This window comes from Streptococcus sp. SCPM-O-B-23252 (M501) (assembly GCF_058200355.1).
Map to the genome: position 1 here is coordinate 561,623 of NZ_JBYQGS010000001.1, position 22,828 is coordinate 584,450.

24 protein-coding genes are annotated in these 22,828 nt (G+C 41.1%); 20 read left to right on the forward strand and 4 right to left on the reverse strand.

All coding sequences use genetic code 11. The features are described from left to right. Positions 1-3 precede the first annotated feature (3 nt). The 3 genes from AC3E6G_RS02770 to coaA all read right to left on the reverse strand — a co-directional run bounded on the left by AC3E6G_RS02770 (position 4) and on the right by coaA (position 1,875). Positions 4-534 carry a DNA topology modulation protein gene (locus AC3E6G_RS02770; RefSeq protein WP_236127897.1) on the reverse strand — a complete coding sequence of 177 codons (531 nt, stop codon included), beginning with the start codon at positions 532-534 and terminating at the stop codon, positions 4-6. 65 nt (positions 535-599) lie between these two features. Next, on the reverse strand, positions 600-848 hold the full coding sequence (gene rpsT / locus AC3E6G_RS02775; protein ID WP_023023719.1) for a 30S ribosomal protein S20: 249 nt from the start codon (positions 846-848) through the stop codon (positions 600-602). Positions 849-954: 106 nt separating this feature from the next. Beyond that, the gene (gene coaA, locus AC3E6G_RS02780) at positions 955-1,875 is read right to left on the reverse strand and encodes a type I pantothenate kinase (protein ID WP_236127898.1); all 921 of its coding nucleotides are present in this window, start codon (positions 1,873-1,875) and stop codon (positions 955-957) included. Between the two features lie 95 nt (positions 1,876-1,970). Here coaA and AC3E6G_RS02785 point away from each other — a divergent pair, with 95 nt between their 5' ends. The 8 genes from AC3E6G_RS02785 to AC3E6G_RS02820 all read left to right on the forward strand — a co-directional run bounded on the left by AC3E6G_RS02785 (position 1,971) and on the right by AC3E6G_RS02820 (position 9,710). Continuing rightward, on the forward strand, positions 1,971-2,564 hold the full coding sequence (locus tag AC3E6G_RS02785) for a class I SAM-dependent methyltransferase (protein WP_414297965.1): 594 nt from the start codon (positions 1,971-1,973) through the stop codon (positions 2,562-2,564). Then, entirely contained in the window at positions 2,561-3,838 is a 1,278-nt protein-coding gene (locus AC3E6G_RS02790) for a pyrimidine-nucleoside phosphorylase (protein WP_490700415.1), read from the forward strand. Before AC3E6G_RS02785 ends, AC3E6G_RS02790 begins: the two co-directional genes overlap by 4 nt. Before the next feature lie 22 nt (positions 3,839-3,860). Beyond that, positions 3,861-4,523, forward strand: coding sequence for a deoxyribose-phosphate aldolase (deoC, locus tag AC3E6G_RS02795; RefSeq protein ID WP_125329941.1), 663 nt, complete (start codon positions 3,861-3,863; stop codon positions 4,521-4,523). Then, positions 4,510-4,899: a cytidine deaminase gene (locus AC3E6G_RS02800; protein WP_048687941.1), complete on the forward strand. Its 390-nt coding sequence runs from the start codon at positions 4,510-4,512 to the stop codon at positions 4,897-4,899. Before deoC ends, AC3E6G_RS02800 begins: the two co-directional genes overlap by 14 nt. A 78-nt stretch (positions 4,900-4,977) precedes the next feature. Next, on the forward strand, positions 4,978-6,033 hold the full coding sequence (locus tag AC3E6G_RS02805) for a BMP family lipoprotein (protein ID WP_195549970.1): 1,056 nt from the start codon (positions 4,978-4,980) through the stop codon (positions 6,031-6,033). Positions 6,034-6,170: 137 nt separating this feature from the next. Further along, positions 6,171-7,703, forward strand: coding sequence for an ABC transporter ATP-binding protein (locus AC3E6G_RS02810; RefSeq protein WP_195549969.1), 1,533 nt, complete (start codon positions 6,171-6,173; stop codon positions 7,701-7,703). Then, the gene (locus AC3E6G_RS02815) at positions 7,696-8,751 is read left to right on the forward strand and encodes an ABC transporter permease (RefSeq protein ID WP_048687948.1); all 1,056 of its coding nucleotides are present in this window, start codon (positions 7,696-7,698) and stop codon (positions 8,749-8,751) included. Before AC3E6G_RS02810 ends, AC3E6G_RS02815 begins: the two co-directional genes overlap by 8 nt. A gap of 2 nt (positions 8,752-8,753) precedes the next feature. Then, positions 8,754-9,710, forward strand: a complete 957-nt coding sequence (locus AC3E6G_RS02820; RefSeq protein WP_048687951.1) for an ABC transporter permease — start codon at positions 8,754-8,756, stop codon at positions 9,708-9,710. Between the two features lie 58 nt (positions 9,711-9,768). Here the strand turns inward: AC3E6G_RS02820 and AC3E6G_RS02825 are convergent, their stop codons facing one another. Next, the gene (locus AC3E6G_RS02825) at positions 9,769-10,659 is read right to left on the reverse strand and encodes a polysaccharide deacetylase family protein (protein ID WP_048687954.1); all 891 of its coding nucleotides are present in this window, start codon (positions 10,657-10,659) and stop codon (positions 9,769-9,771) included. Positions 10,660-10,905: 246 nt separating this feature from the next. Between AC3E6G_RS02825 and AC3E6G_RS02830 the strand changes: the two genes are divergently transcribed. From AC3E6G_RS02830 to AC3E6G_RS02885, 12 genes are all read left to right on the forward strand, one after another. Further along, entirely contained in the window at positions 10,906-12,192 is a 1,287-nt protein-coding gene (locus tag AC3E6G_RS02830) for a homoserine dehydrogenase (RefSeq protein ID WP_490700416.1), read from the forward strand. Between the two features lies 1 nt (position 12,193). After that, the gene (gene thrB, locus AC3E6G_RS02835) at positions 12,194-13,069 is read left to right on the forward strand and encodes a homoserine kinase (RefSeq protein WP_061564118.1); all 876 of its coding nucleotides are present in this window, start codon (positions 12,194-12,196) and stop codon (positions 13,067-13,069) included. A gap of 157 nt (positions 13,070-13,226) precedes the next feature. Next, positions 13,227-14,153, forward strand: coding sequence for a hypothetical protein (locus AC3E6G_RS02840; protein ID WP_490700417.1), 927 nt, complete (start codon positions 13,227-13,229; stop codon positions 14,151-14,153). Positions 14,154-14,287: 134 nt separating this feature from the next. Continuing rightward, entirely contained in the window at positions 14,288-15,190 is a 903-nt protein-coding gene (gene murB, locus AC3E6G_RS02845; protein WP_125335874.1) for a UDP-N-acetylmuramate dehydrogenase, read from the forward strand. 206 nt (positions 15,191-15,396) lie between these two features. Beyond that, positions 15,397-16,554 carry an ABC transporter ATP-binding protein gene (locus AC3E6G_RS02850; RefSeq protein ID WP_048789149.1) on the forward strand — a complete coding sequence of 386 codons (1,158 nt, stop codon included), beginning with the start codon at positions 15,397-15,399 and terminating at the stop codon, positions 16,552-16,554. Further along, positions 16,535-17,341: an ABC transporter permease gene (locus AC3E6G_RS02855; RefSeq protein ID WP_048687974.1), complete on the forward strand. Its 807-nt coding sequence runs from the start codon at positions 16,535-16,537 to the stop codon at positions 17,339-17,341. Before AC3E6G_RS02850 ends, AC3E6G_RS02855 begins: the two co-directional genes overlap by 20 nt. Next, positions 17,338-18,111, forward strand: coding sequence for an ABC transporter permease (locus tag AC3E6G_RS02860; protein ID WP_048687979.1), 774 nt, complete (start codon positions 17,338-17,340; stop codon positions 18,109-18,111). Before AC3E6G_RS02855 ends, AC3E6G_RS02860 begins: the two co-directional genes overlap by 4 nt. Beyond that, positions 18,108-19,178, forward strand: coding sequence for an ABC transporter substrate-binding protein (locus AC3E6G_RS02865; protein WP_342992034.1), 1,071 nt, complete (start codon positions 18,108-18,110; stop codon positions 19,176-19,178). Before AC3E6G_RS02860 ends, AC3E6G_RS02865 begins: the two co-directional genes overlap by 4 nt. Positions 19,179-19,355: 177 nt before the next feature. After that, positions 19,356-20,372: a UDP-glucose 4-epimerase GalE gene (gene galE / locus AC3E6G_RS02870; RefSeq protein ID WP_490700418.1), complete on the forward strand. Its 1,017-nt coding sequence runs from the start codon at positions 19,356-19,358 to the stop codon at positions 20,370-20,372. A 160-nt stretch (positions 20,373-20,532) separates the two neighbouring features. Further along, positions 20,533-21,231: a glycosyltransferase family 2 protein gene (locus AC3E6G_RS02875; protein ID WP_490700419.1), complete on the forward strand. Its 699-nt coding sequence runs from the start codon at positions 20,533-20,535 to the stop codon at positions 21,229-21,231. 1 nt (position 21,232) lies between these two features. Continuing rightward, positions 21,233-21,574: a DUF2304 domain-containing protein gene (locus AC3E6G_RS02880; RefSeq protein ID WP_070589284.1), complete on the forward strand. Its 342-nt coding sequence runs from the start codon at positions 21,233-21,235 to the stop codon at positions 21,572-21,574. Then, positions 21,567-22,826: a lipopolysaccharide biosynthesis protein gene (locus tag AC3E6G_RS02885; protein WP_201037160.1), complete on the forward strand. Its 1,260-nt coding sequence runs from the start codon at positions 21,567-21,569 to the stop codon at positions 22,824-22,826. The genes AC3E6G_RS02880 and AC3E6G_RS02885 overlap by 8 nt, the downstream gene beginning before the upstream one ends. The last annotated feature ends 2 nt before the right edge of the window (positions 22,827-22,828 follow it).

The window sequence follows — 22,828 nt, forward strand, 5'->3', positions numbered from 1 at the left end:
TGTTTACTTCGATTCCAGTAGATCATTTTTTACGTTATCTAGAAAACGGTCCAGTTCCTTTTGATTCTTGAGAGAGATGAATTTTTCGGGGTAGGTGGAGTGGATGTTTTGATACCTCTCTCTGGCAGTTTTTGTTCGTCCATCCCAGAGAATCCAACGGATGAATTCCCAGTCAAAGCGTTCAGGGCAGCCTGCTGCCATACTCTCACGGACCCGACCTTTATAACGGCGGTATCGTTTCCACCCTCTATAGAGGCAGTTCCAACGAGAGAAGTTGAGAAAGATAATCTGGTCTGCTTGCTCCATTCTCTCCTCATAGCAACACCAAGAGTAATTGCCGTCAATGACCCAGTCTTTATGCTCGCTGAGAAACTGTTTCATTTCTTGCTCCATCCAATCCCGGTCACTGTCTATCCAACCCGGTTGAAATTGAAGAGTGTCCATGTGGAGTTTAGTAATGGAGTAGTAGTGAGCTAGGTTTTCCGCCAAAGTTGACTTACCAGACCCTGAATAGCCGATAATCATAATTTTCATATCTTCTCCTCATTTGGAAGCAACAAAAAAAGCTCCGAGGAGCTCATTTTGTATGCAATGCTTGATTAGCCAAGTTTTGCTGCAAGACGTGCTTTATCACGGCTAGCTTTGTTTTTGTGGATCAAACCTTTAGTTTCTGCTTTATCGATAGCTGAGCTAGCAGCGCGGTAAAGTTCTTCAGATGGGTTTGCTTCAAAAGCTTTGATTGCAGTACGCATAGCTGATTTTTGAGCTGAGTTTTTTTCGTTTTGTTTAACGTTCAATTCAGCGCGTTTGATAGCTGATTTAATGTTTGCCAATTTTTTCACCTCCAATGATAATCTAACTCTCTTATTATATCTGAAAACTTTTCTTTTGACAAGCCCAAACTAATTTTTCTTCGAATCGCTATTTTTGAAAGATCATTTTGTCTTAAAACTCTTATCTCTTGAGATAGATTTCGTCGATCTCATGGTTGGCAGATTTGTGTAGGATCAGTTCAGCTCGGTTCCGGGTGGGCTCGATATAGTCTTTTAGATTTAAGAGATTGATCGACTCCCATACCTGATGAGCGAAGGCGAGGACTTCTTCTTCAGGCTGCTTGGTAAAGCGGTGGTAGTAGTTGCTTGGGTCATCTTTCGCACGGTCTAACAACTTTTTAAAGCGATCGATATACCAGGACTCAATATTGGCAACCTCAGCATCCACATAGATGGAAAAGTCAAAGAAGTCAGTCATATAAAGCCGATCATTTTGAGGATTCTGAAAGACGTTGATCCCTTCAATGATAATAAAGTCCGCAGCTTGGATGGTTTGCTTCTGGTCAGGGACGATATCATAAATCTCGTGAGAATAGACAGGGATTTGATAGCTTTGACCATTTTTGAGTTGGTTGAGGAAATCCAAAAGGAGCTCCATATCATAACTTTCAGGGAAACCCTTGCGATTGAGGATGTTTTGTTCAATCAAGGTAGCGTTGGGATACAAGAAGCCATCTGTAGTGACCAATTCAACAGTGGAACCAGAAAAGGTCCGAGAAAGAAGGATTTGAAGGAGACGACTCGTCGTTGATTTGCCGACAGCTACTGACCCTGAAATCCCGATAATGAAGGGCTGTTTTTTACTTTCCTGTTGGAGGAAGATACCTTTAGAAAATGCTAAATCTTCTTTCGCTTTTTTGTAGATTTGAATTAAGTGTGTCAGCGGTAAATAAATGTCTGTCACATCTTGTAAACTAATGAGGTCATTAAAACTCTTGATCGAATTCAATTCCTCTTCAGACAGAGGAGGGGTTGATTTCCGGTGGAGATTTTGCCAAGTTTGTCGATTGATTTTTTCGAAGTGTAGAAATTCTTTTTCCATTACAAGCCTTTCCTCCATAGTGACCTTTAGTATATCAGTTTTGAGATCTTCTGTAAACGATTTAAAAATAGGTTAAATTATGCTATAATGCTAATATGAGTAAAATGTACTATGATGAACATCCAGATGCCCAACATGATATCCACGAGTTAGATGTGGTCCTTCTAGGAGAGCAGATGAAATTTTTGACGGATGCGGGCGTTTTCAGTAAGAAAATGATCGACTTTGGGAGCCAGGTCCTCTTGTCTTGTCTGTCTTTTCAGCAAGGGGAGTCGATTTTAGACGTCGGTTGTGGCTATGGGCCACTTGGGCTTTCTTTGGTCAAGGCCCAAGGGATCCATGCGACTATGGTAGACGTCAATACACGGGCTTTAGATCTAGCTCAGAAAAACGCAGATTTAAATCAAGTTGAAGCAAAGATCTTCCAATCCAATGTTTATGATCAGGTTGAGGGAAGTTTTGATCATATTATCAGTAACCCTCCCATTCGAGCTGGGAAAAAGGTAGTTCATGAAGTGCTTTCTGGGAGTTTTGACCATTTGAATCCTGGTGGAGACTTAACCATTGTCATCCAGAAAAAACAGGGAGCTCCAAGTGCGAAGGCCAAAATGGAGGAAGTCTTTGGGAATTGTGAAATCCTCAAAAAAGACAAAGGTTATTATATTTTAAGGAGTGAAAAAGTCACATGAGAGCTGTAGATATCATTCAGAAAAAACGTGATGGCATTGAGTTGAGTAAAGATGAGATTCATTGGTTGATCGAAGGCTATGTGGCTGGAACAGTACCTGATTATCAAATGGCTGCCTTTGCTATGGCGGTTTATTTCAATGGGATGACGACCCGAGAAATTTCAGATTTGACCATGAAGATGGTGGAGACAGGGGAGCAATTCGACCTTTCCGCTATTAAAGGCATCAAGGTGGACAAACACTCAACAGGTGGTGTAGGGGACAAAGTAACAATTGTACTGGCACCTCTAGTGGCTAGTTTTGGCGTCCCAGTTGCCAAGATGAGCGGTCGTGGTCTTGGACATACAGGGGGGACCATCGATAAGCTAGAATCCATTAAAGGATTCCAAATTGAGCGGACCCAGGAAGAGTTCATTAAACAAGTACAAGAGATTGGCCTTTCTGTCATTGGACAGTCGGACCAATTGGTCATGGCGGATAAGCTTCTCTATGCACTTCGGGATGTAACAGCGACGGTTGATACAATTCCATTGATTGCTAGCTCTGTCATGAGTAAGAAGATTGCGGCTGGAGCGGATGCCATCCTTCTCGATGTCACCGTTGGAGAAGGGGCCTTTATGAAGACCATTGAAGAGGCGCGTGAACTGGCTCGTACCATGGTAGATCTTGGTAATGCTGTTGGTCGTAAGACCATTGCTGTCTTGACAGATATGAGCCAGCCTTTAGGAACCAGCATCGGGAACCGTCTCGAAATTCTTGAAGCCTTAGATATTCTTCAAGGCAAAGGCAGAGAAGATGTGACTCACTTCATTTGTGAATTGGCTCAAATTATGCTGGAACTTGGTGGGGTGACGGCCAGCTTGGAAGAAATCAAGCAGCATCTGACAGCCGGCAAAGCTCTGAAGAAGTTTGAAGAAATGGTCCTTGCTCAAGGTGGAGATTTAGACGATCTCTATCGTCCAGTTCAGGTAAAAGAACAAGTGCCTGTCTATGCAGAAGAGGATGGCTATATTGCAGCCTTGCCTGCGATGGAACACGGACTCTTCGCTATGCGTCTTGGGGCTGGCAGAGCAGTCAAATCAGATGATTTAGATTATGAAACAGGGATTGTTTTTGCTAAGAAAGTTGGGGATCCTGTTCAAAAAGGCGACCTTGTTGCAACTATTTATACAAATTTAGAAATTAGTCAAAAAACCATTGCAGAATTCCAAAAAAATGTTAAAATACTAGACAAGGTTGTAAGCGTTTCAGAAATTATTGAAATTGTTTCGTAATTCATTTGGGGGAGATTTATTAATGAAATTAAACAAATATATTGACCACACATTATTAAAACCTGATGCACAACAAGAACAAATCGAGGCTTTGATCGAAGAAGCGAAAGAATATGATTTTGCAAGTGTTTGTGTCCAACCGACCTGGGTCAACTTCGCTGCAGAAGGACTTCGGGATTCAGATGTAAAAGTGTGTACAGTGATTGGTTTCCCTCTTGGCGCAAATACACCAGCTGTTAAAGCATTTGAAACTCAAAATGCCATCCAAAATGGAGCCGATGAGATTGATATGGTCATCAATATCGGTGCCTTGAAATCAAAAAATCTGACATTAGTAGAAGAGGACATTCAGGCTGTTGTAGATGCAAGTGGTGATCGCTTGGTAAAAGTGATAATCGAAACCTGCTTGTTAACTGAAACTGAAAAAGTAGTGGCTTGCCAGATTGCCAAATTGGCAGGAGCAGACTTTGTCAAAACTTCAACTGGTTTCTCTACTGGAGGAGCAACTGTTGAGGATGTTGCCCTCATGCGCCAGGTTGTTGGACCGGATATGGGAGTGAAAGCATCTGGAGGTACTCGTAGCTATGAGGATGCACAAGCCATGATCCAAGCGGGTGCTAACCGAATCGGCACTTCCTCTGGAGTAGCCATCATGAAGGGAGAAATAGCCCATGGCGACTACTGAGTTGATTGACCTAGCTGTAAAAACAAGTGAGAATGCTTATGTACCTTATTCTCATTTTCCAATTGGAGCTGTTCTTGTGACAGATGAGGGGAAGATTTATACAGGCGTCAATATTGAAAATGCGAGCTTCGGCTTGACCAATTGTGGCGAGCGGACAGCCATCTTTAAGGCTGTTTCAGAAGGAGAGCGTTCATTTAAGGAATTAATTATTTATGGTCAGACGGAAAAACCAGTTTCACCCTGTGGTGCTTGTCGCCAGGTGATGGCTGAATTTTTCGAGCCAGACCTACCGGTTACTCTGGTAGCCAAAGATAAATCGACGGTCGTGATGACGGTCAAGGAATTGCTTCCATATTCCTTTACAGATCTTACCTAGTAACATCTGTAAAGGCGGTCTATTGACCCTTTCATTAATCCGCAACTTAGTTGCATATCTTATTTAGGAGGTTCAGAAATGAACAAGAAACAATGGTTAGGCCTAGGTCTAGTAACTGTCGCTGCAATCGGACTTGCTGCATGTGGAAATCGTGCGTCTCGCAAAGATTCTTCAGATGCAAAAACTGATTTAAAAGCTGCTATCGTTACTGACACAGGTGGTGTTGATGATAAATCATTCAACCAATCTGCATGGGAAGGTCTACAAGCTTGGGGTAAAGAAAACGGTCTTTCTAAAGATAACGGATTCACTTATTTCCAATCTACAAGTGAAGCAGATTTTGCGAATAACTTTAGCCAAGCTGCTACAAACGGCTACAAATTAGTTTACGGTGTTGGTTACAAACTTGCTCCAGCTGTTACAGCTGCTGCAGATGAAAATGCTGATATCAACTACGTTATCATTGACTCTGTTGTTGGTGATAAGAAGAACGTGGCATCTGCTGTTTTTGCGGATAATGAAGCTGCATACCTTGCAGGGGTTGCTGCTGCCAAAACTACCAAGACTAACAAAGTTGGTTTCATCGGTGGAGCACGTGGTGAAGTTATCACTCGTTTTGAAAAAGGATTTGAAGCAGGCGTGAAGTCTGTAAACAAAGACATTTCAGTAGATGTCCAATATGCTGAAGACTTCAACAACCCTGAAAAAGGTAGAACTATTGCAGCGACCCAATACGCTGCAGGAGCTGACGTCATTTACCAAGCTGCTGGTGGTACAGGAGCTGGTGTCTTCAAGGAAGCAAAAGACTTGAACGAGAAGAAAAATGATGACGAAAAAGTTTGGGTTATTGGTGTAGACCGTGACCAAGTTGACGAAGGTAAATACACTTCAAAAGATGGTAAAGAATCTAACTTCGTATTGGCTTCTACTTTGAAACAAGTTGGTAAAACTGTTCAAGAAATCGCAACTCAAACTGCTGACGGTAAATTCCCAGGTGGAAAAGTAATTACATTTGGTTTGAAAGATGGTGGTGTTGATTTGACAACTTCAAATCTTTCTGAAGATGCTAAGAAAGCAGTAGAAGATGCTAAAAAACAAATTATTGATGGTAGTGTAAAAGCACCTGAGAAATAAAACCTTCCAGAAGCGATCCATCCTTCTTGGGTCGCTTTTTTATGAGGTGTTGGGACATTTTGTCTCAATAGAACTTACTAACTTGTTTAGCAGGTCCTACTGAAATAAAATATAGTTTTCTAGAAAGGAATATTCGAATGGCACACGAAAACGTCATTGAGATGCGTGAAATTACCAAAATCTTTGGTGAATTTGTCGCAAACGACAAAATCAACCTCGAATTGCGTAAAGGTGAAATTCATGCACTTCTTGGTGAAAATGGAGCTGGGAAATCAACCCTGATGAATATGTTGGCTGGCCTTTTGGAACCAACGAGCGGAGAAATTGTGGTCAATGGGAAGTCTGAAAAACTAGATTCTCCTTCAAAGGCTGCTTCTCTAGGGATCGGGATGGTTCACCAGCACTTCATGTTGGTAGAAGCTTTTACTGTTGCTGAAAATATCATTCTTGGTAGCGAACTTACTAATAAAGGTGTATTAGATTTGAAAAAGGCTAATGCAGATATCCTTGAGTTATCAGAACGCTACGGCTTGGCTGTGGATCCTACAGCAAAAGTTGAAGATATTTCTGTCGGTGCTCAACAACGTGTAGAAATCTTGAAGACGCTCTATCGCGGAGCTGATATTCTGATTTTCGACGAGCCTACAGCAGTGCTAACTCCTGCGGAAATTTTGGAGTTGATGGATATCATGAAAACCCTTGTTAAAGAAGGAAAATCCATTATCCTTATCACTCACAAACTAGATGAAATTCGTGCCGTTGCAGACCGTGTCACAGTTATTCGTCGTGGGAAATCTATTCAAACCGTTGGCATCGAAGGTGCTACCAATAAAGATTTGGCAGAAATGATGGTTGGGCGCTCAGTTTCTTTCGTAACAGAAAAAGAAGAAGCACAGCCTAAAGAAGTGGTTCTTGCAATTTCTGATTTAGTCGTGAATGAAAACCGTGGTGTTCCTGCGGTCAAAGAGCTATCTCTTGATGTTCGAGCAGGCGAAATTGTCGGGATTGCCGGGATTGATGGGAATGGTCAGAGTGAATTGATTCAGGCTATTACCGGACTCCGTAAAGTCAAATCAGGTAGTATCAAAATTAAGGGACAAGAAGTTGTTGGCCTTTCCCCACGTAAGATTACTGAAATGAATGTCAGCCACGTGCCTGAAGATCGTCATCGTGATGGTCTTGTGCTCGAAATGATGCTTTCTGAAAACATCGCACTTCAAACTTACTACAAAGAACCACTTAGCAAAAATGGTGTTTTGAATTACAATCAAATTAATTCCTATGCCCGCAAGTTGATGGAAGAATTTGACGTTCGTGCAGCTAACGAGATTGTGCCAGCAAGTGCTCTATCAGGAGGAAATCAACAAAAGGCCATTATTGCTCGTGAAGTTGATCGGAATCCAGATTTGTTGATCGTTAGCCAACCGACACGTGGATTGGACGTTGGTGCGATTGAGTACATCCATAAACGTTTGATTGGTGAACGTGATAAAGGGAAAGCCGTCCTCGTTGTCAGCTTCGAATTAGATGAAATTCTAAATCTATCAGACCGGATTGCTGTTATTCATGATGGAAAAATCCAAGGTATTGTGAAGCCATCTGAGACCAACAAACAAGAGCTTGGTATTCTAATGGCTGGTGGAGAAATCAAGGAGGCTTCAAATGAATAAAAATACAAGACAAATTGCTATTCCTTTTATTTCTGTAATCCTAGGAATCATCCTCGGAGCCATTATCATGTGGATCTTTGGTTATGATGCTCTTTGGGGTTATGAAGAACTCTTCAAGACAGCTTTTGGTTCCATTAAAAATGTGGGTGAAATTTTCCGTACAATGGGGCCACTGATTTTGATCGCTCTCGGATTTGCGGTAGCCAGTCGAGCTGGATTTTTCAATGTCGGCTTACCAGGACAAGCCTTAGCTGGTTGGATTGCGGCAGTATGGTTTGCTTTGTCCTTCCCAGATATTCCGCGTATCCTAATGATTCCTTTGACGGTCCTTGTGGCTGCAATTGCCGGTGGTCTCATTGGTTTAATTCCAGGACTTCTGCGAGCATTTTTGGGGACGAGTGAAGTCATCGTTACTATTATGATGAACTACATCGTACTGTTTGCTGGAAATGAAATTATCCGGAACTTCCCTAAAAAGTTCATGGTCGATTCTGAATCTAGTATCACAGTAGGAGCAAATGCAAGTTACCGCCTCGGGTTCTTGACAGAATTGACTAAGTCACGGATGAATATCGGTATCTTTATCGCCTTGATTGCTGTTGCAGTTATTTGGTTCATTATTAAGAAAACAACACTTGGTTTTGAAATCCGTTCCGTTGGTCTTAACCCGAATGCTTCAGACTATGCAGGGATGTCAGCTAAACGTACCATCATCCTTTCCATGGTGATTTCAGGTGCCCTTTGTGGGATTGGAGGAGCTGTAGAAGGGATTGGTACCTTCCAGAACGTTTATGTTCAAGCTGGTTCCTTGGCTGTTGGATTTAATGGGATGGCAGTGGCTCTCCTTGCTAGCAATTCCCCTATTGGGATTGTCTTTGCTGCCTTCTTGCTTGGAACCTTGCAAACAGGCGCGCCAGGTATGACCACAGCGACTATTCCACCAGAACTTGTCAATATTGTGACAGCTTCGATCATCTTCTTTGTAAGTGCTCACTATATTATCGAAAAATACATCAAGCCTAAAAAACAAATGAAAGGAGTAGAGTAAGGATGAATATTGTTGCTATACTAACGATTCTTGTATCGAATATGCTAGTCTATGCTGCTCCCCTCATTTTCACTAGTATCGGAGGTGCCTACTCCGAACATGCTGGTGTCGTTAATGTCGGTTTGGAAGGAATCATGGTTATGGGAGCTTTCACAGGAGTCGTGTTTAACTTGACTTTTGCTGGCTCTCTTGGAGGCATGACAATCTGGCTTTCTCTCCTTGCAGGAGGTTTGGTTGGTCTTATTTTCTCTGCCATCCATGCGGTAGCGACTATTAACTTCCGTGCTGACCATGTGGTGAGTGGTACGGTATTGAATTTGTTGGCTCCTGCCTTAGCCGTCTTCTTGGTAAAAGCCATCTACGGAAAAGGTCAAACCAACAATATCGATTTATCATTTGGTAAATTTGATTTTCCTTTCTTGTCTGATATTCCTGTTATTGGCGATATCTTCTTTAAGAATACTAGCTTAATGGGATATGTAGCGATTGCATTTTCATTTGTAGCATGGTTTATCATGTTTAAAACGAAATTTGGTCTTCGCCTTCGCTCAGTTGGTGAACATCCTCAAGCTGCGGATACTCTCGGTATCAATGTTTACCTCATGCGTTACTATGGTGTGCTCATCTCTGGATTCTTAGGAGGAGTTGGGGGTGCCTTGTATGCACAATCTGCTTCTGTCAATTTCTCTGCCACTACCATTGTGGGACCTGGATTTATCGCCCTAGCGGCAATGATCTTTGGTAAATGGAGCCCAATCGGAGCCATGCTGTCCAGTCTATTCTTTGGACTTTCACAAGCCTTGGCGGTTGTGTCTACGCAGATTCCTTTCCTTGCCCACATCCCAGGAGTGTACCTCCGTATTGCTCCGTATGTGTTGACCATCATCGTCTTAGCAGCCTTCTTTGGTAAGTCGGTTGCTCCGAAAGCAGATGGTGTGAACTACATCAAATCGAAATAAAAGCCTCCATTATGGAGAAAGAAAGCACGAGTCATTCGGACTCGTGCTTTTTACATGTTTATGGATAAGGTTGCATTTCGGCAAGTAGGTTTTCTGCTGTCGTAGTCGGTAAGATCCGCAGGCGTTTTAGTGAGTAGAGGCCATCGTCTAGACTGGCTAGTCCATTATTGGTCGTTAAGCCCATTTTGTAGCCATTGTTTTTTGCTAGTTCCATGGTGACATCAGAGTAGCGACCAGCAGGGTAGACAATGGTGGTAGTGGTTTGATGGAGTTTCTTATCTAGTACTTGTTTGGAATTTGCGAGTTCAGATTCCTGACGAGAGATATCTGATTGAGCCAAGTCTGGGTGAGATACAGTATGACTTTCAAAGGTCATACCTTGCGCTTTCATTTCTTTGATCTGATCGAAGGTTAAAACACTGGGTCTTTCTTCGTCAGAAAAGGAAGTAATGATATTGTTGGTTGCGGTCATTTGGTATTTTTTTAGGAGAGGATAGACAATGGTATAAAAGTCTGCAATTCCATCATCAAAGGTCAACCAAACGACTTTTCTCCCTTCAGGCAGTTCATTTTTAGTAAGTGCCCGATAAGCTTCTTCAGGCGTCAAGGTATAGTAACCGGCTTCTTTAAGAGCTTTGAGATGACTCTCAAAAGTTTCTGGTGCCACGATGAGATTGGCATTGGCTTCTTCAGAGGGAGCCATCGTGTGAACAGCGTGGTACATGAGAATTGGAATTTTTACAGGTTGATCTTGTTTTACCCATTTAGTGGTGGAGCCTTGCTGATTCACAGTCTGACTTGTATTTGTTTCTTGCTTGTCAGCAACGGGAGTACTAGTAGCTCGTTTTAATAGGAGAAAGCCTAAAATAAAGATGCAGGATAGCAGAAAAGCATTTAAAATTAGTAGCAATCGTATTTTCTTTGGGACACGTCTTTTTCGGTGATTCATAGAGACCCCTTTCTAATTCATTATCATTATATCATAGGGGCAGGAAATCTCTTCAAGACAAAGTAACAAATAGAGTAAAATTTTGGGAAATCTCCTTGACTTTTGAAGGCATGGTTTGCTAGTGAGTTGATGTGGAGGTTTAAATCTGAAAATGAAGTATTCTTCTAGTGGAAGAGAACCATAGAACTAGTCAGAAGGGGCTAGTTTTTGATATAATAGACTATATTAGATTTTAAGGAGACCAACATGTCTGTAAAAATTGCCTTACTAGGATTTGGGACGGTAGCAAGTGGTGTGCCGTTTCTATTAAAAGAAAATGGTGATAAGATCTTCCAAGCTGCTCAGTCTGAAATTGAAGTAGCTAAAGTTCTTGTCAAAGATGAAGAAGAGAAAGCCCGCTTATTAGCTGCTGGTCATGACTATAACTTTGTGACCAATGTTGATGAGATCATTGAAGACAAAGACATTGCCATCGTTGTTGAATTGATGGGTCGAATTGAGCCAGCTAAGACCTTTATTACACGTGCTCTTCAAGCTGGAAAACATGTCGTAACAGCTAATAAAGATTTGCTTGCAGTTCATGGAGCTGAGTTGATTGCGATTGCCAAGGAGCATGGCGTTGCCCTCTATTATGAAGCAGCAGTAGCTGGTGGAATTCCAATTCTTCGGACCTTGGTTAACTCTCTCGCTGCAGATAAAGTGACTCGCGTCCTCGGTGTGGTCAATGGAACCTCCAACTTTATGATGACCAAGATGGTCGAAGAGGGCTGGTCTTATGAAGATGCTTTAGCTAAGGCTCAAGAGTTGGGCTATGCGGAAAGTGATCCAACCAATGACGTAGATGGGATTGATGCAGCCTACAAGATGGTGATTTTGAGCCAGTTTGCTTTTGGGATGAACGTTCAGTTTGACCAAGTAGGTCATAAGGGGATCCGCAACATTACTCCTGAGGATGTTGCTGTGGCTCAAAGTTTAGGCTATGTAATCAAATTGGTGGGATCTATCGAAGAAACTCCCTCTGGTCTCTCAGCAGAAGTAACTCCAACCTTATTACCAAAAGCACATCCACTAGCTGGCGTGAATGGTGTCATGAATGCCGTTTATGTGGAGTCTATTGGAATCGGGGAATCCATGTACTATGGTCCTGGTGCAGGTCAAAAACCGACAGCCACTAGTGTAGTCGCTGACATTATTCGCATTGTTCGTCGCCTCAATGAGGGAACAATTGGAAAAGCCTTTAACGAATACAGCCGTCCTGTGCAATTGGCTAAACCAGAAGATGTGAAGAGTGATTATTACTTCTCTATTCAAACTCCAGATATGAAGGGACAATTGCTCAAGTTGGCACAAATTTTCAACCAAGAAGATGTTTCCTTTAAGCAGGTTCTCCAAGCAGGTGCCAAAGATTCTGTGGCTCGTGTTGTGATTATCACTCACCAATTGAATCAAACACAATTGCACCACATCATTGAGAAAATTGATGCTGAAGCTGACTTTACCTTGTTGAATACCTTTAAAGTATTGGGAGAATAAGATGAGAATTACAGTACCAGCGACCAGTGCCAATGTCGGTCCAGGATTTGATTCTGTTGGGATTGCCGTGACTCGCTATTTGACCATTGATGTGCTAGAAGCGCAAGAAAACTGGTGGATTGAACATGACTTGGGGGAGGAGATACCAAGCAATGAAGAGAATCTCTTGCTTCAAACTGCTCTCCAAGTTGCGCCAGATATGGCTCCTCATCGTCTCAAGATGACCAGTGAAGTGCCTTTGGCGCGTGGTTTGGGGTCATCCAGCTCTGTTATCGTAGCGGGGATTGAGTTGGCCAATCAACTGGGCAAATTATCCCTAAGTGATGAAGATAAACTAGAAATTGCGACAAAAATCGAAGGCCATCCAGATAACGTAGCGCCAGCCATTTTTGGAAATCTGGTCGTAGCGAGCTATGTGGATCAGCAGACCAATCATTTGGTCCTTTCCTTCCCTGAATGTGCTTTGGTAGCCTTTGTTCCGAATTACGAACTCAAGACCAGTGATAGCCGAAATGTCCTTCCAAGTGAATGGACTTATAAGGAGGCTGTTGCAGCTAGTTCAATCGCAAACGTGGCCATTGCTGCCCTTGCTAAGGGAGACTTGAGAGTCGCAGGAAAAGCTATTGAAGCAGATCGCTTCCATGAACGCTACCGCCAACAGTTGGTTGCAGAGTTCCCTCAGGTGAAAGAAGTTGCACATCAACACGATGCTTATGCCACTTACCTTTCTGGTGCAGGTCCAACTATTATGACCTTGCTCCCTGTTGAACATGCAGAAGCCTTTGCCAAAGACTTAAAATCTAAGGGCTTAAATGGTCAGGTCTTCTCTTTAAATATTGACACAACTGGTGTGAAGGTAGAGAACAGCGAATCTTGATTTAATAAAAAAATGATTAGATAGGCTAAATTAGTCTATCTAATTTTATTTATCTATGATAAAATAGTTCTATAAATCATTTGTCTATCAAATTATTTTAGGATAATAAACAATTATTCGAAAGATAGATAGAATTGTAAAGGAGATTGTAATTCTAATGAAAGACTTTGAACGTCATCAACTTGCTACGGAACTTGGATTCCAGTATGATCCTGAAACATCATCTATTTATGGGGAAAACTCTGGTTATTTCTTCTTACTGAGAGAAACAGACACAAAAAATGTTTTTACCATTGCGCTTTCTGTGTCGCGTGATGATGCAGAAGAAGCAGCTGCTCAATTGCATCAAATGGTGAAAGACTCTTCTGTTTTGAAGAGCATCAGCCTCAACCAATATGTCACAACTTTCACTGCTAAAGCTGGAATGACTAAAGCAAAAACAATTGAAAACATTCGTCAAGCCTTAACAGAAATATTGCAATTCCTACAAACCAATGGATTCTACACTGTTTGTGGCTACTCTGGTGAAAAAGGACTGGTTGGTCTCTACCAAATCGATGACTCCCTCTTCTTGATGAACGAAGAATGCTTTAAAGAGTTAAGTACTCAACTAAAGATTGAAACCGATTCGTATAATAGTCAGAAAGAAAATGTTCTTATTGGAACAGTAGGAGCTTTTATTGGGGCCATTATTGGAGGGGCAGTAGCACTATTTATCGCTCGTATGGGCTATGTATCCTATATCGCTGGCTTGGTTCTGGGTGTCTGCGTTGTCAAAGGTTATGAGATCTTAGGAAAGAAATTTAGCAAAAAAGGTGCTGTGATCTCAACAGTTCTGATGTTGTTGACCATTGTATTAGTTCACCAATTTGACTATACTCTACATCTTATGAGTGAATATGAATTGAGCTTCGCTGATTCTTTTGATGCGGTTAACGCGACAGTCTTAAATGGGGATGCTCCACAAGAATATTTCATTAACTTCCTCTTGCTGGCTGTATTTACGGGTATTGGAGCATGGGGAGCGATTAGCTCAGCCTTGTCTACTCAAAAATCACGTGGCATTGCACGTAAGATTGGCTAATTAAATTAACAATTGTTTAAAAAAATTAAAACAGAATCGGTCCTTTGACTGCTTCTGTTTTTTTACTTCTGAGTCGAAAAGTGAGCTGGTTTTTGTTATAATGGATAAGATAACGTATAGAAGAGAGTTGTGAGATGGAAATCCTAAAGCAAATCAAAGAGGAGTTGGCTGGTATTGAAATTTTGTTCAATGAGCCACTCAAACAATATACCTATACCAAGGTTGGAGGAGCGGCAGATTATTTAGCCTTCCCTCGCAATCAATATGAATTAAAACGAATTGTCACCTTTGCTAATGCTCAGGAAATTCCTTGGATGGTCTTGGGGAATTCTTCCAATATTATCGTCCGTGACGGTGGGATTGAAGGTTTTGTGATCATGTTTGATCATTTCCATGACATCCGTGTCAATGGCTATGTGATTGAAGCAGAGGCAGGAGCTAAGCTCATCGATGTGACTCATGTAGCCCGATACCATAGCTTAACAGGCTTTGAATTTGCTTGTGGGATTCCAGGTAGCATCGGTGGAGCAGTCTATATGAATGCTGGCGCCTATGGTGGTGAGATTGCCCATATTCTCCAATCGTGTAAGGTCTTGACGCCAGAAGGAGAAATTAAAACCTTAACAGTAGAAGAATTAGCTTTTGGCTATCGCCATTCCAAGATCCAAGAGACTGGTGACGTGGTGATTTCGGCTAAGTTTGCCTTAGCACCTGGCAATTATGATCAGATCGATCAAGAAATGGCTCGCCTGACTCATTTGCGTGAGCTTAAGCAACCACTTGAGTATCCGTCTTGTGGTTCGGTCTTTAAACGACCAGTCGGGCACTTTGCGGGTCAATTGATCAGTGAAGCAGGATTGAAAGGGCATCGAATTGGTGGTGTGGAGGTTTCTGAAAAGCATGCCGGCTTTATGATCAATGTCGATCATGGTACTGCCAAAGATTATGAAGACTTGATTGCCCATGTCATTGCGACAGTTGAAAAATCAGCTGGGGTGACCTTGGAGCGCGAAGTCCGTATTATTGGGAAAGATTAACGGTTCGAGATGGAATAGGGGCTACTCTAGGGTAGACCCGTCCTACTTTAGAAGGGGGGTGAGTGCCTATCGATACCGAAAATAGGTGGGGCAGTCTTATAAGTCCCCGAGAGGTGTTGGTGGTCTGACGGGTTCGCTCGTCAGCCTATGAGACTAGTTGGTTGGTCTCAGAAGGAAACGCATGAAAAAGAAGGAATTTATGTGAATTGAAAAAACCAATTATTGAGTTTAGAAATGTCTCAAAAGTATTTGAAGACAGTGATACAGTGGTTCTCAAAGACATCAACTTTGAGTTGGAAGAAGGGAAATTCTATACCCTCCTCGGTGCTTCAGGATCTGGTAAATCAACGATTCTGAACATCATTGCTGGTTTGTTAGACGCTTCGACAGGAGATGTCCTCTTGGATGGTGTTCGGATCAATGATGTACCGACCAACAAACGGGATGTCCATACCGTCTTCCAATCCTATGCCCTTTTCCCACATATGAATGTGTTTGAGAATGTTGCTTTCCCTCTCCGTTTGAAGAAAGTTGACAAGTCTGAAATCGAGAGACGAGTAACAGAAGTCCTCAAGATGGTGCAATTGGGAGGCTTTGAGAAACGGTCCATCCAGAAACTTTCTGGTGGTCAACGCCAGCGGGTAGCCATTGCACGGGCGATTATCAATGAACCGCGAGTAGTCCTCTTGGATGAGCCCTTGTCTGCCCTTGACTTGAAGTTACGGACTGACATGCAGTATGAGCTCCGTGAATTGCAACAACGCTTGGGTATTACCTTTGTTTTTGTAACCCACGACCAGGAAGAAGCGCTAGCGATGAGTGACTGGATCTTTGTCATGAACGAAGGAGAAATCGTCCAATCAGGGACGCCAGTCGATATCTACGATGAGCCCATTAACCATTTTGTTGCGACCTTTATCGGTGAGTCCAACATCCTTCCAGGGATCATGATTGAAGACTACTTAGTAGAGTTTAATGGTAAACGTTTTGAGTCAGTCGATGGAGGGATGAGACCAAACGAACCGGTCGAAGTCGTGATTCGTCCCGAAGACTTGCAGATTACACTGCCTGAAGAAGGCAAGCTCCAGGTGAAAGTAGATACCCAACTGTTCCGTGGGGTTCACTATGAGATCATCGCCTATGATGAATTGGGCAATGAGTGGATGATCCACTCAACCCGTAAGGCTATCGTAGGAGAGGAAATCGGTCTGGACTTTGAGCCAGAAGATATCCACGTCATGCGTCTCAATGAAACGGAAGAAGAGTTTGATGCTCGGATCGAAGAGTACGTCGAAGTGGAAGAGCAAGAAGCTGGATTGATCAATGCCATCGAGGAGGAAAGAGATGAAGAAAACAACCTCTAACCTCTTTGTGGTTCCCTACTTTCTCTGGATCCTCCTCTTTGTCTTGGCTCCTGTAGTTTTGATTATTTGGCAATCCTTTGTCAATGTCCAGGGACAGGGTTCCTTAGAGAACTACCAAACCTTTTTTACAGCGCAGAATTGGACCTACCTCAAGATGAGTTTTAACTCCATTCTCTATGCTGGAATCGTCACCTTTGTGACGCTCTTGATTTCTTATCCGACAGCTTATTTTTTGACCCAGCTCAAGCATCGCCAACTCTGGCTCATGCTGATTGTCCTTCCAACCTGGGTCAACCTCTTGCTCAAGGCTTATGCCTTTATCGGGATCTTTGGTCAAGGGGGATCTATTAACCAATTCTTAAGTTTCATCGGAATTGGTCCGCAACAGATCCTTTTTACGGACTTTTCTTTCATCTTTGTTGCTAGTTACATTGAGTTGCCTTTTATGATCCTTCCAATCTTCAATGTCTTGGATGATTTGGATCCAAACCTCATCAATGCTAGCTATGACCTAGGAGCTAACAAGTGGGATACCTTCCGTCGAGTTGTCTTCCCACTGTCTATGAACGGGGTTCGCTCCGGTGTCCAGTCAGTCTTTATTCCAAGTTTGAGTCTCTTCATGTTGACGCGTTTGATTGGAGGAAACCGAGTTATTACCCTGGGGACTGCCATCGAGCAGCACTTCCTTACGACGCAAAACTGGGGAATGGGATCCACCATTGGGGTAGTCTTGATCCTTGCTATGCTCTTAGTCATGTGGGTAACGAGAGAAAGGAGTGAACGATGAAAAAGATTTCACGTATCTATTTAGGATTGATTTTCCTTCTCCTTTATCTGCCAATCTTCTACTTGATTGCCTATGCCTTTAATGCTGGCGGGGATATGAATGCTTTTACAGGCTTTACCTTGGAGCATTTCCAGAGTCTTTTTGAGGATACGCGTCTCATGTTGATCCTCTCACAGACCTTCCTCTTAGCCTTCTTGTCAGCCTTGATTGCGACCATTATTGGGACCTTTGGGGCGATCTACATTTACCAGTCTAAGAAGAAGTTTGAAGGACCATTTTTGTCCATCAATAACATCCTTATGGTGGCACCTGACGTGATGATCGGGGCTAGCTTCCTGATCCTCTTTACGACCATCAAGTTCCAGCTGGGCTTTGCCTCTGTCTTGATGAGTCACGTGGCCTTTTCTATTCCAATCGTGGTCTTGATGGTCTTGCCACGCTTGAAGGAAATGAACCGTGATATGGTCAATGCGGCCTATGACCTAGGAGCTACTCAGGTACAGATGTTGAAGGAAATCATGCTTCCTTATTTGACACCTGCCATCATCGCTGGTTACTTTATGGCCTTTACCTATTCCTTGGATGACTTTGCGGTGACCTTCTTTGTCACAGGGAACGGCTTTACAACCTTGTCTGTTGAGATCTACTCACGGGCTCGTCAAGGGATTTCATTGAATATCAATGCCCTTTCTGCCTTGGTCTTCCTCTTCAGTATCTTACTGGTGGTCGGCTATTATTTCATCACTAGAGAGAAGGAGGAGACAGTATGAAAAAACTCTATTCATTCTTGCTAGGGATTGTCGTGGTCATCCTCGTGTTAGCGGGACTAAGTGCCCGTCTTGAAGCCAAGACCAATCCAAAAGACAGTGACAAGCTGGTCATCTACAACTGGGGAGACTATATCGATCCAGAATTGCTCAAGGAATTTACCAAGGAGACAGGCATTCAAGTCCAATACAATACCTTTGATTCCAATGAAGCCATGTACACCAAGATCAAGCAAGGGGGGACGGCTTACGATATAGCGATTCCAAGTGAATACATGATCGCCAAGATGATGGACGAAAACTTGCTTGAAAAATTAGATAAGTCTAAACTGAAAGGCTTAGACAATATCGACCCACGCTTCTTGAACCTGGATTTTGATCCGGACAATCAGTACTCAGTTCCTTACTTCTGGGGGACCCTTGGTATCATATACAACACCAAGATGGTCGACAAAGCTCCAGAACACTGGGCTGATCTATGGAGACCAGAGTACAAGAATGACATTATGATGTACGATGGGGCGCGTGAGGTCATGGGGATTGGACTTAATAGCTTAGGCTACAGCCTCAACTCCAAGGATCCTCAGCAATTGCAAGAGTCTGTTGATAAGCTTTATACCTTGATGCCCAATATCAAGGCCCTTGTAGCCGATGAAATGAAAGGCTACATGATCCAGAACAATGCGGCTATTGGGGTGACCTTCTCCGGTGAAGCCAGTCAAATGCTAGAGGCCAATGAGGACCTCCGCTATGTCGTCCCATCAGAAGCCAGCAACCTTTGGTTTGACAACATCGTCATTCCAAAGACGGTGAAGAATAAAGAAGCAGCCTATGCCTTTATCAACTTTATGCTTCGCCCAGAAAATGCATATAAGAATGCTCTCTATGTTGGTTATTCCACACCGAACAAAGAAGCTAAGAAGATGCTACCAAAAGAGGTCCAAGAGGACCAAGCCTTCTATCCAAGTGATGACACGCTAAAGAACTTAGAAGTCTACGAACAACTTGGCAAGAAGTGGTTGGGCGTCTATAACGATCTCTACCTACAAGTGAAGATGTATCGGAAGTAGGATGGAATTTCTATTCTGTCGTATATACTAGTAACAAGCTTATATGCCTATTTATGGTTTTATAAGCTTGTTTTTTATAAACTAGAAAATAAAAAGATTATTATAGGATAAATTTTGAAATTCTTTTATAAATGTGGGATAATGGAAAAAAGTTGATTCAGACGGGAGATAGATTATATGCATCATAAAATATTAGTAACTGGTGGGGCTGGGTTTATCGGTTCTCATACCATCATTGAATTGGTCAATGCAGGTCATGAAGTTGTCATCGTTGATAATTTAGTAAATAGTAGCGAGAAAAGTATACAGGAAGTAGAAAAAATCCTTGACAAATCTATTACGTTTTATCATGAGGATATTCGAAATAAATCAAAACTTCTAGAGATTTTTCTAAAAGAAAAACCGACTGGTGTGATTCACTTTGCTGCGTTGAAAGCTGTTGGAGAATCAGTTCAAATTCCACTCACTTATTATGAAAATAATATTAGTGGAACGTTGACTTTGCTTCAGGTGATGGAAGAGGTTCAGTGTAAAAATATCATCTTCAGTTCATCAGCAACTGTCTATGGAGATCCACATACTGTTCCTATCTTGGAAGATTTTCCTTTATCTGTTACAAATCCATATGGTAGAACGAAACTCATGATTGAGGAAATCCTTCAAGATATTTACAAAGCGGATCCTTCATGGAATATCGTATTATTGCGCTACTTTAATCCAATTGGAGCTCATGAAAGTGGGAACATTGGTGAAAATCCAAATGGTATTCCAAATAATCTATTACCATATGTAACACAAGTAGCAGTAGGAAAGTTAGAGTCTGTTAGTGTATTTGGGAACGATTATCCAACACCAGATGGTACTGGTGTACGCGATTATATCCATGTGGTAGACTTGGCGAAAGGTCACGTTGCGGCTTTACAAAAAATTGCCTCGGGTTCAGGTCTGAACATTTATAATTTGGGTACGGGTCGAGGCTACTCTGTGTTAGAAATTATTCAAAATATGGAGAAGGTTGTAGGAAAAACAATTCCATTCAAGATTGTTGATCGACGACCTGGTGACATCGCAACCTGTTATGCAGATCCATCCAAAGCACATGAAGAACTAGGGTGGAGTGCTCAATTTGATATTCATCGGATGTGCCAAGATGCCTGGAGATGGCAGAGTAAACATCCAAATGGATTTGAATAAAACCTAAATTTAACTAACTGCTTGATATTTGTAACTAATATCAAGCTTTTTTATGCTTAAAATAATTGTTATTGATGGTATAAAATTCTGAGATTAGTAGATAAAAAAGGCCTCTTATTGTATAATGGTTAAAAAGAATTGTAATGGAGGACGAGGGAGATTGAAATCCTCAGATTTATTGATTATTATACCTGCTTATAATGAGGAAGGTTCTATTCAAACGGTAGTGGATAATATTATCCAAAATTATCCTCAGTACGATTATGTGATTATCAACGACGGTTCTCGAGACCGAACTTCTGAAATTTGCCATAAAAATGGATATAATATTATTGATTTACCAGTTAATCTCGGTTTAGCTGGAGCGTTTCAAACAGGATTATTATATGCTTATCGAAATGGCTATGAAAAAGCAGTTCAATTTGACGCAGATGGTCAGCATCTTCCAGAGTATATTGCTGCTTTAGAAGATGGAATTGATAAAGGGAATAAAATGGTCATCGGTTCTCGCTTTGTAACTGAGAAAAGACCAAATTCGTTTCGTATGTTAGGGAATACCCTTATAAGTTTTGCTATTAAATTGACAACTGGAAAAACCATTAATGATCCGACATCTGGAATGAGAATGTTTTCTAAAGATTTAATACAAGTTTTTGCAAAAAATATTAACTATGGTCCAGAACCAGATACTGTTTCTTATCTATTAAGGAATGGTGTTCCAATTTCAGAAGTTCAAGTTCGAATGGAAGAGAGACAAGCGGGAGAAAGTTATCTAACTTTTTCACGCTCCATTAAGTACATGATTCACATGTTTGTATCTATTCTATTTATTCAGAATTTTAGAGAGAGAGGAAAATAGAATGTCAATCTGGTTTCAAGTTGTATTAGTTGTTGTTTCATTAGGAACATGTGGGTTTATCCTTCAGAACATTAGAAAATCTCGCGTACAGATTAATGATGCCTTGTTTTGGATTTTCTTTTCATTAATTTTATTAGTTTTTAGTATTTTTCCAAAATTAGCAGAGTTTATTGCAGCATCCTTAGGAATTGCATCTGCTGTTAATTTTATTTTTCTTTTTATTATTTTCTTGTTATTAATGAATCAGTTCCAATTAACTGTACGGTTGTCAAAGTTAGATACCAAGTTTAAAAATCTTGTCCAAGTTATCGCTTTAAACAAGAATGAGGAGAAAGATGAATAATACTCCTTCTCAAAAAAGTATTTACATATGGAACCTGCTAGGAAATTTTGCGGCAGCAGCAGTCTCGGTATTATATTTGTTAATTGTATCTAGAATGCAAACCAGTGAGGTGGCAGACCAATTTAGTCTAGCTACCTCAATTGGTAATTTATGGATTATTATCGGACAATTTCAAGTTCGAAACTATCAAGCCACTGATGTCAACTCAAGTCATCCTTTTTCAGCTTACTTTTTTACAAGATTGCTGACTGTTGTCCTGATGTTGATTACTTTATTTCCTTACTTGAGGATAATAAACTATGATTTTACTAATAGCTCTGTGATGATTATTACTTGGATTATTGTGTATCGTGTAGCAGATGCTTTTTCGGACCTATTCCAAGGTTATTTTCAGCAACATGGTCGTTTAGATATTGCAGGGAAGGCCATGGTTTATCGATATACTTTAAGTGTACTCGTTCTTTTATTCGGACTCTTGTTGTCTCATTCTATGGTTTTGACTCTGATAGTCCTAGCTTTCATCAATCTGTTTTTTGTATTTGTTTATGATTATGCACATTTCAAATTGTTTGACAGGGTGAGTTTTATTCATATTTTTTCAAGGGATATTTTTGATGAATCCTTAAAAATTATTAAAATTTGTTTCTCATTATTTATTTATGGGTTTTTATTGACACTTGTTTTTAATGAGGCGAAGTTATCGATTTCTGGTGCTTATGCTAAAGGTATAGTCGAGACTGGTGCTCAAAGGGATTACAATATCCTGTTTATGCCAGTGTTTTTTATGAGTCTTTGCATTTTGGTAGTAAGACCTCTCATTACTCAAATGGCTGAACTGTGGCAGAAGAAACAGTTTCAGATATTTTACAAAATGTTCTTCAAAATAGTGAATTTTACTCTCTTAATAGGGATAGTTATTACTTTTTTTGCTTATTTAATAGGTGTCAATGTTCTAAGTTTAATATTTGGAATAGATCTATTAAAATATAAGATAGAACTGACTATTCTCGTTTTTTCAGGTGTCTTGTATTCATTTTCGATTATACTCGAAAATATCTTAATTATCATGAGAAAACACTATTATTTATTATCCGTGTATACCCTAATGTTTATAGTTACTAAACTGATAACAAATGAGCTGGTTAATAAGTATCAGATTATGGGAGCCTCAATTAGTTTTTGCATTGCTATGTTAGTTTATGTAATGGGAAGTTTTACAATCTTTAGTATTATAAAATCAAGAAAGAAATAGGA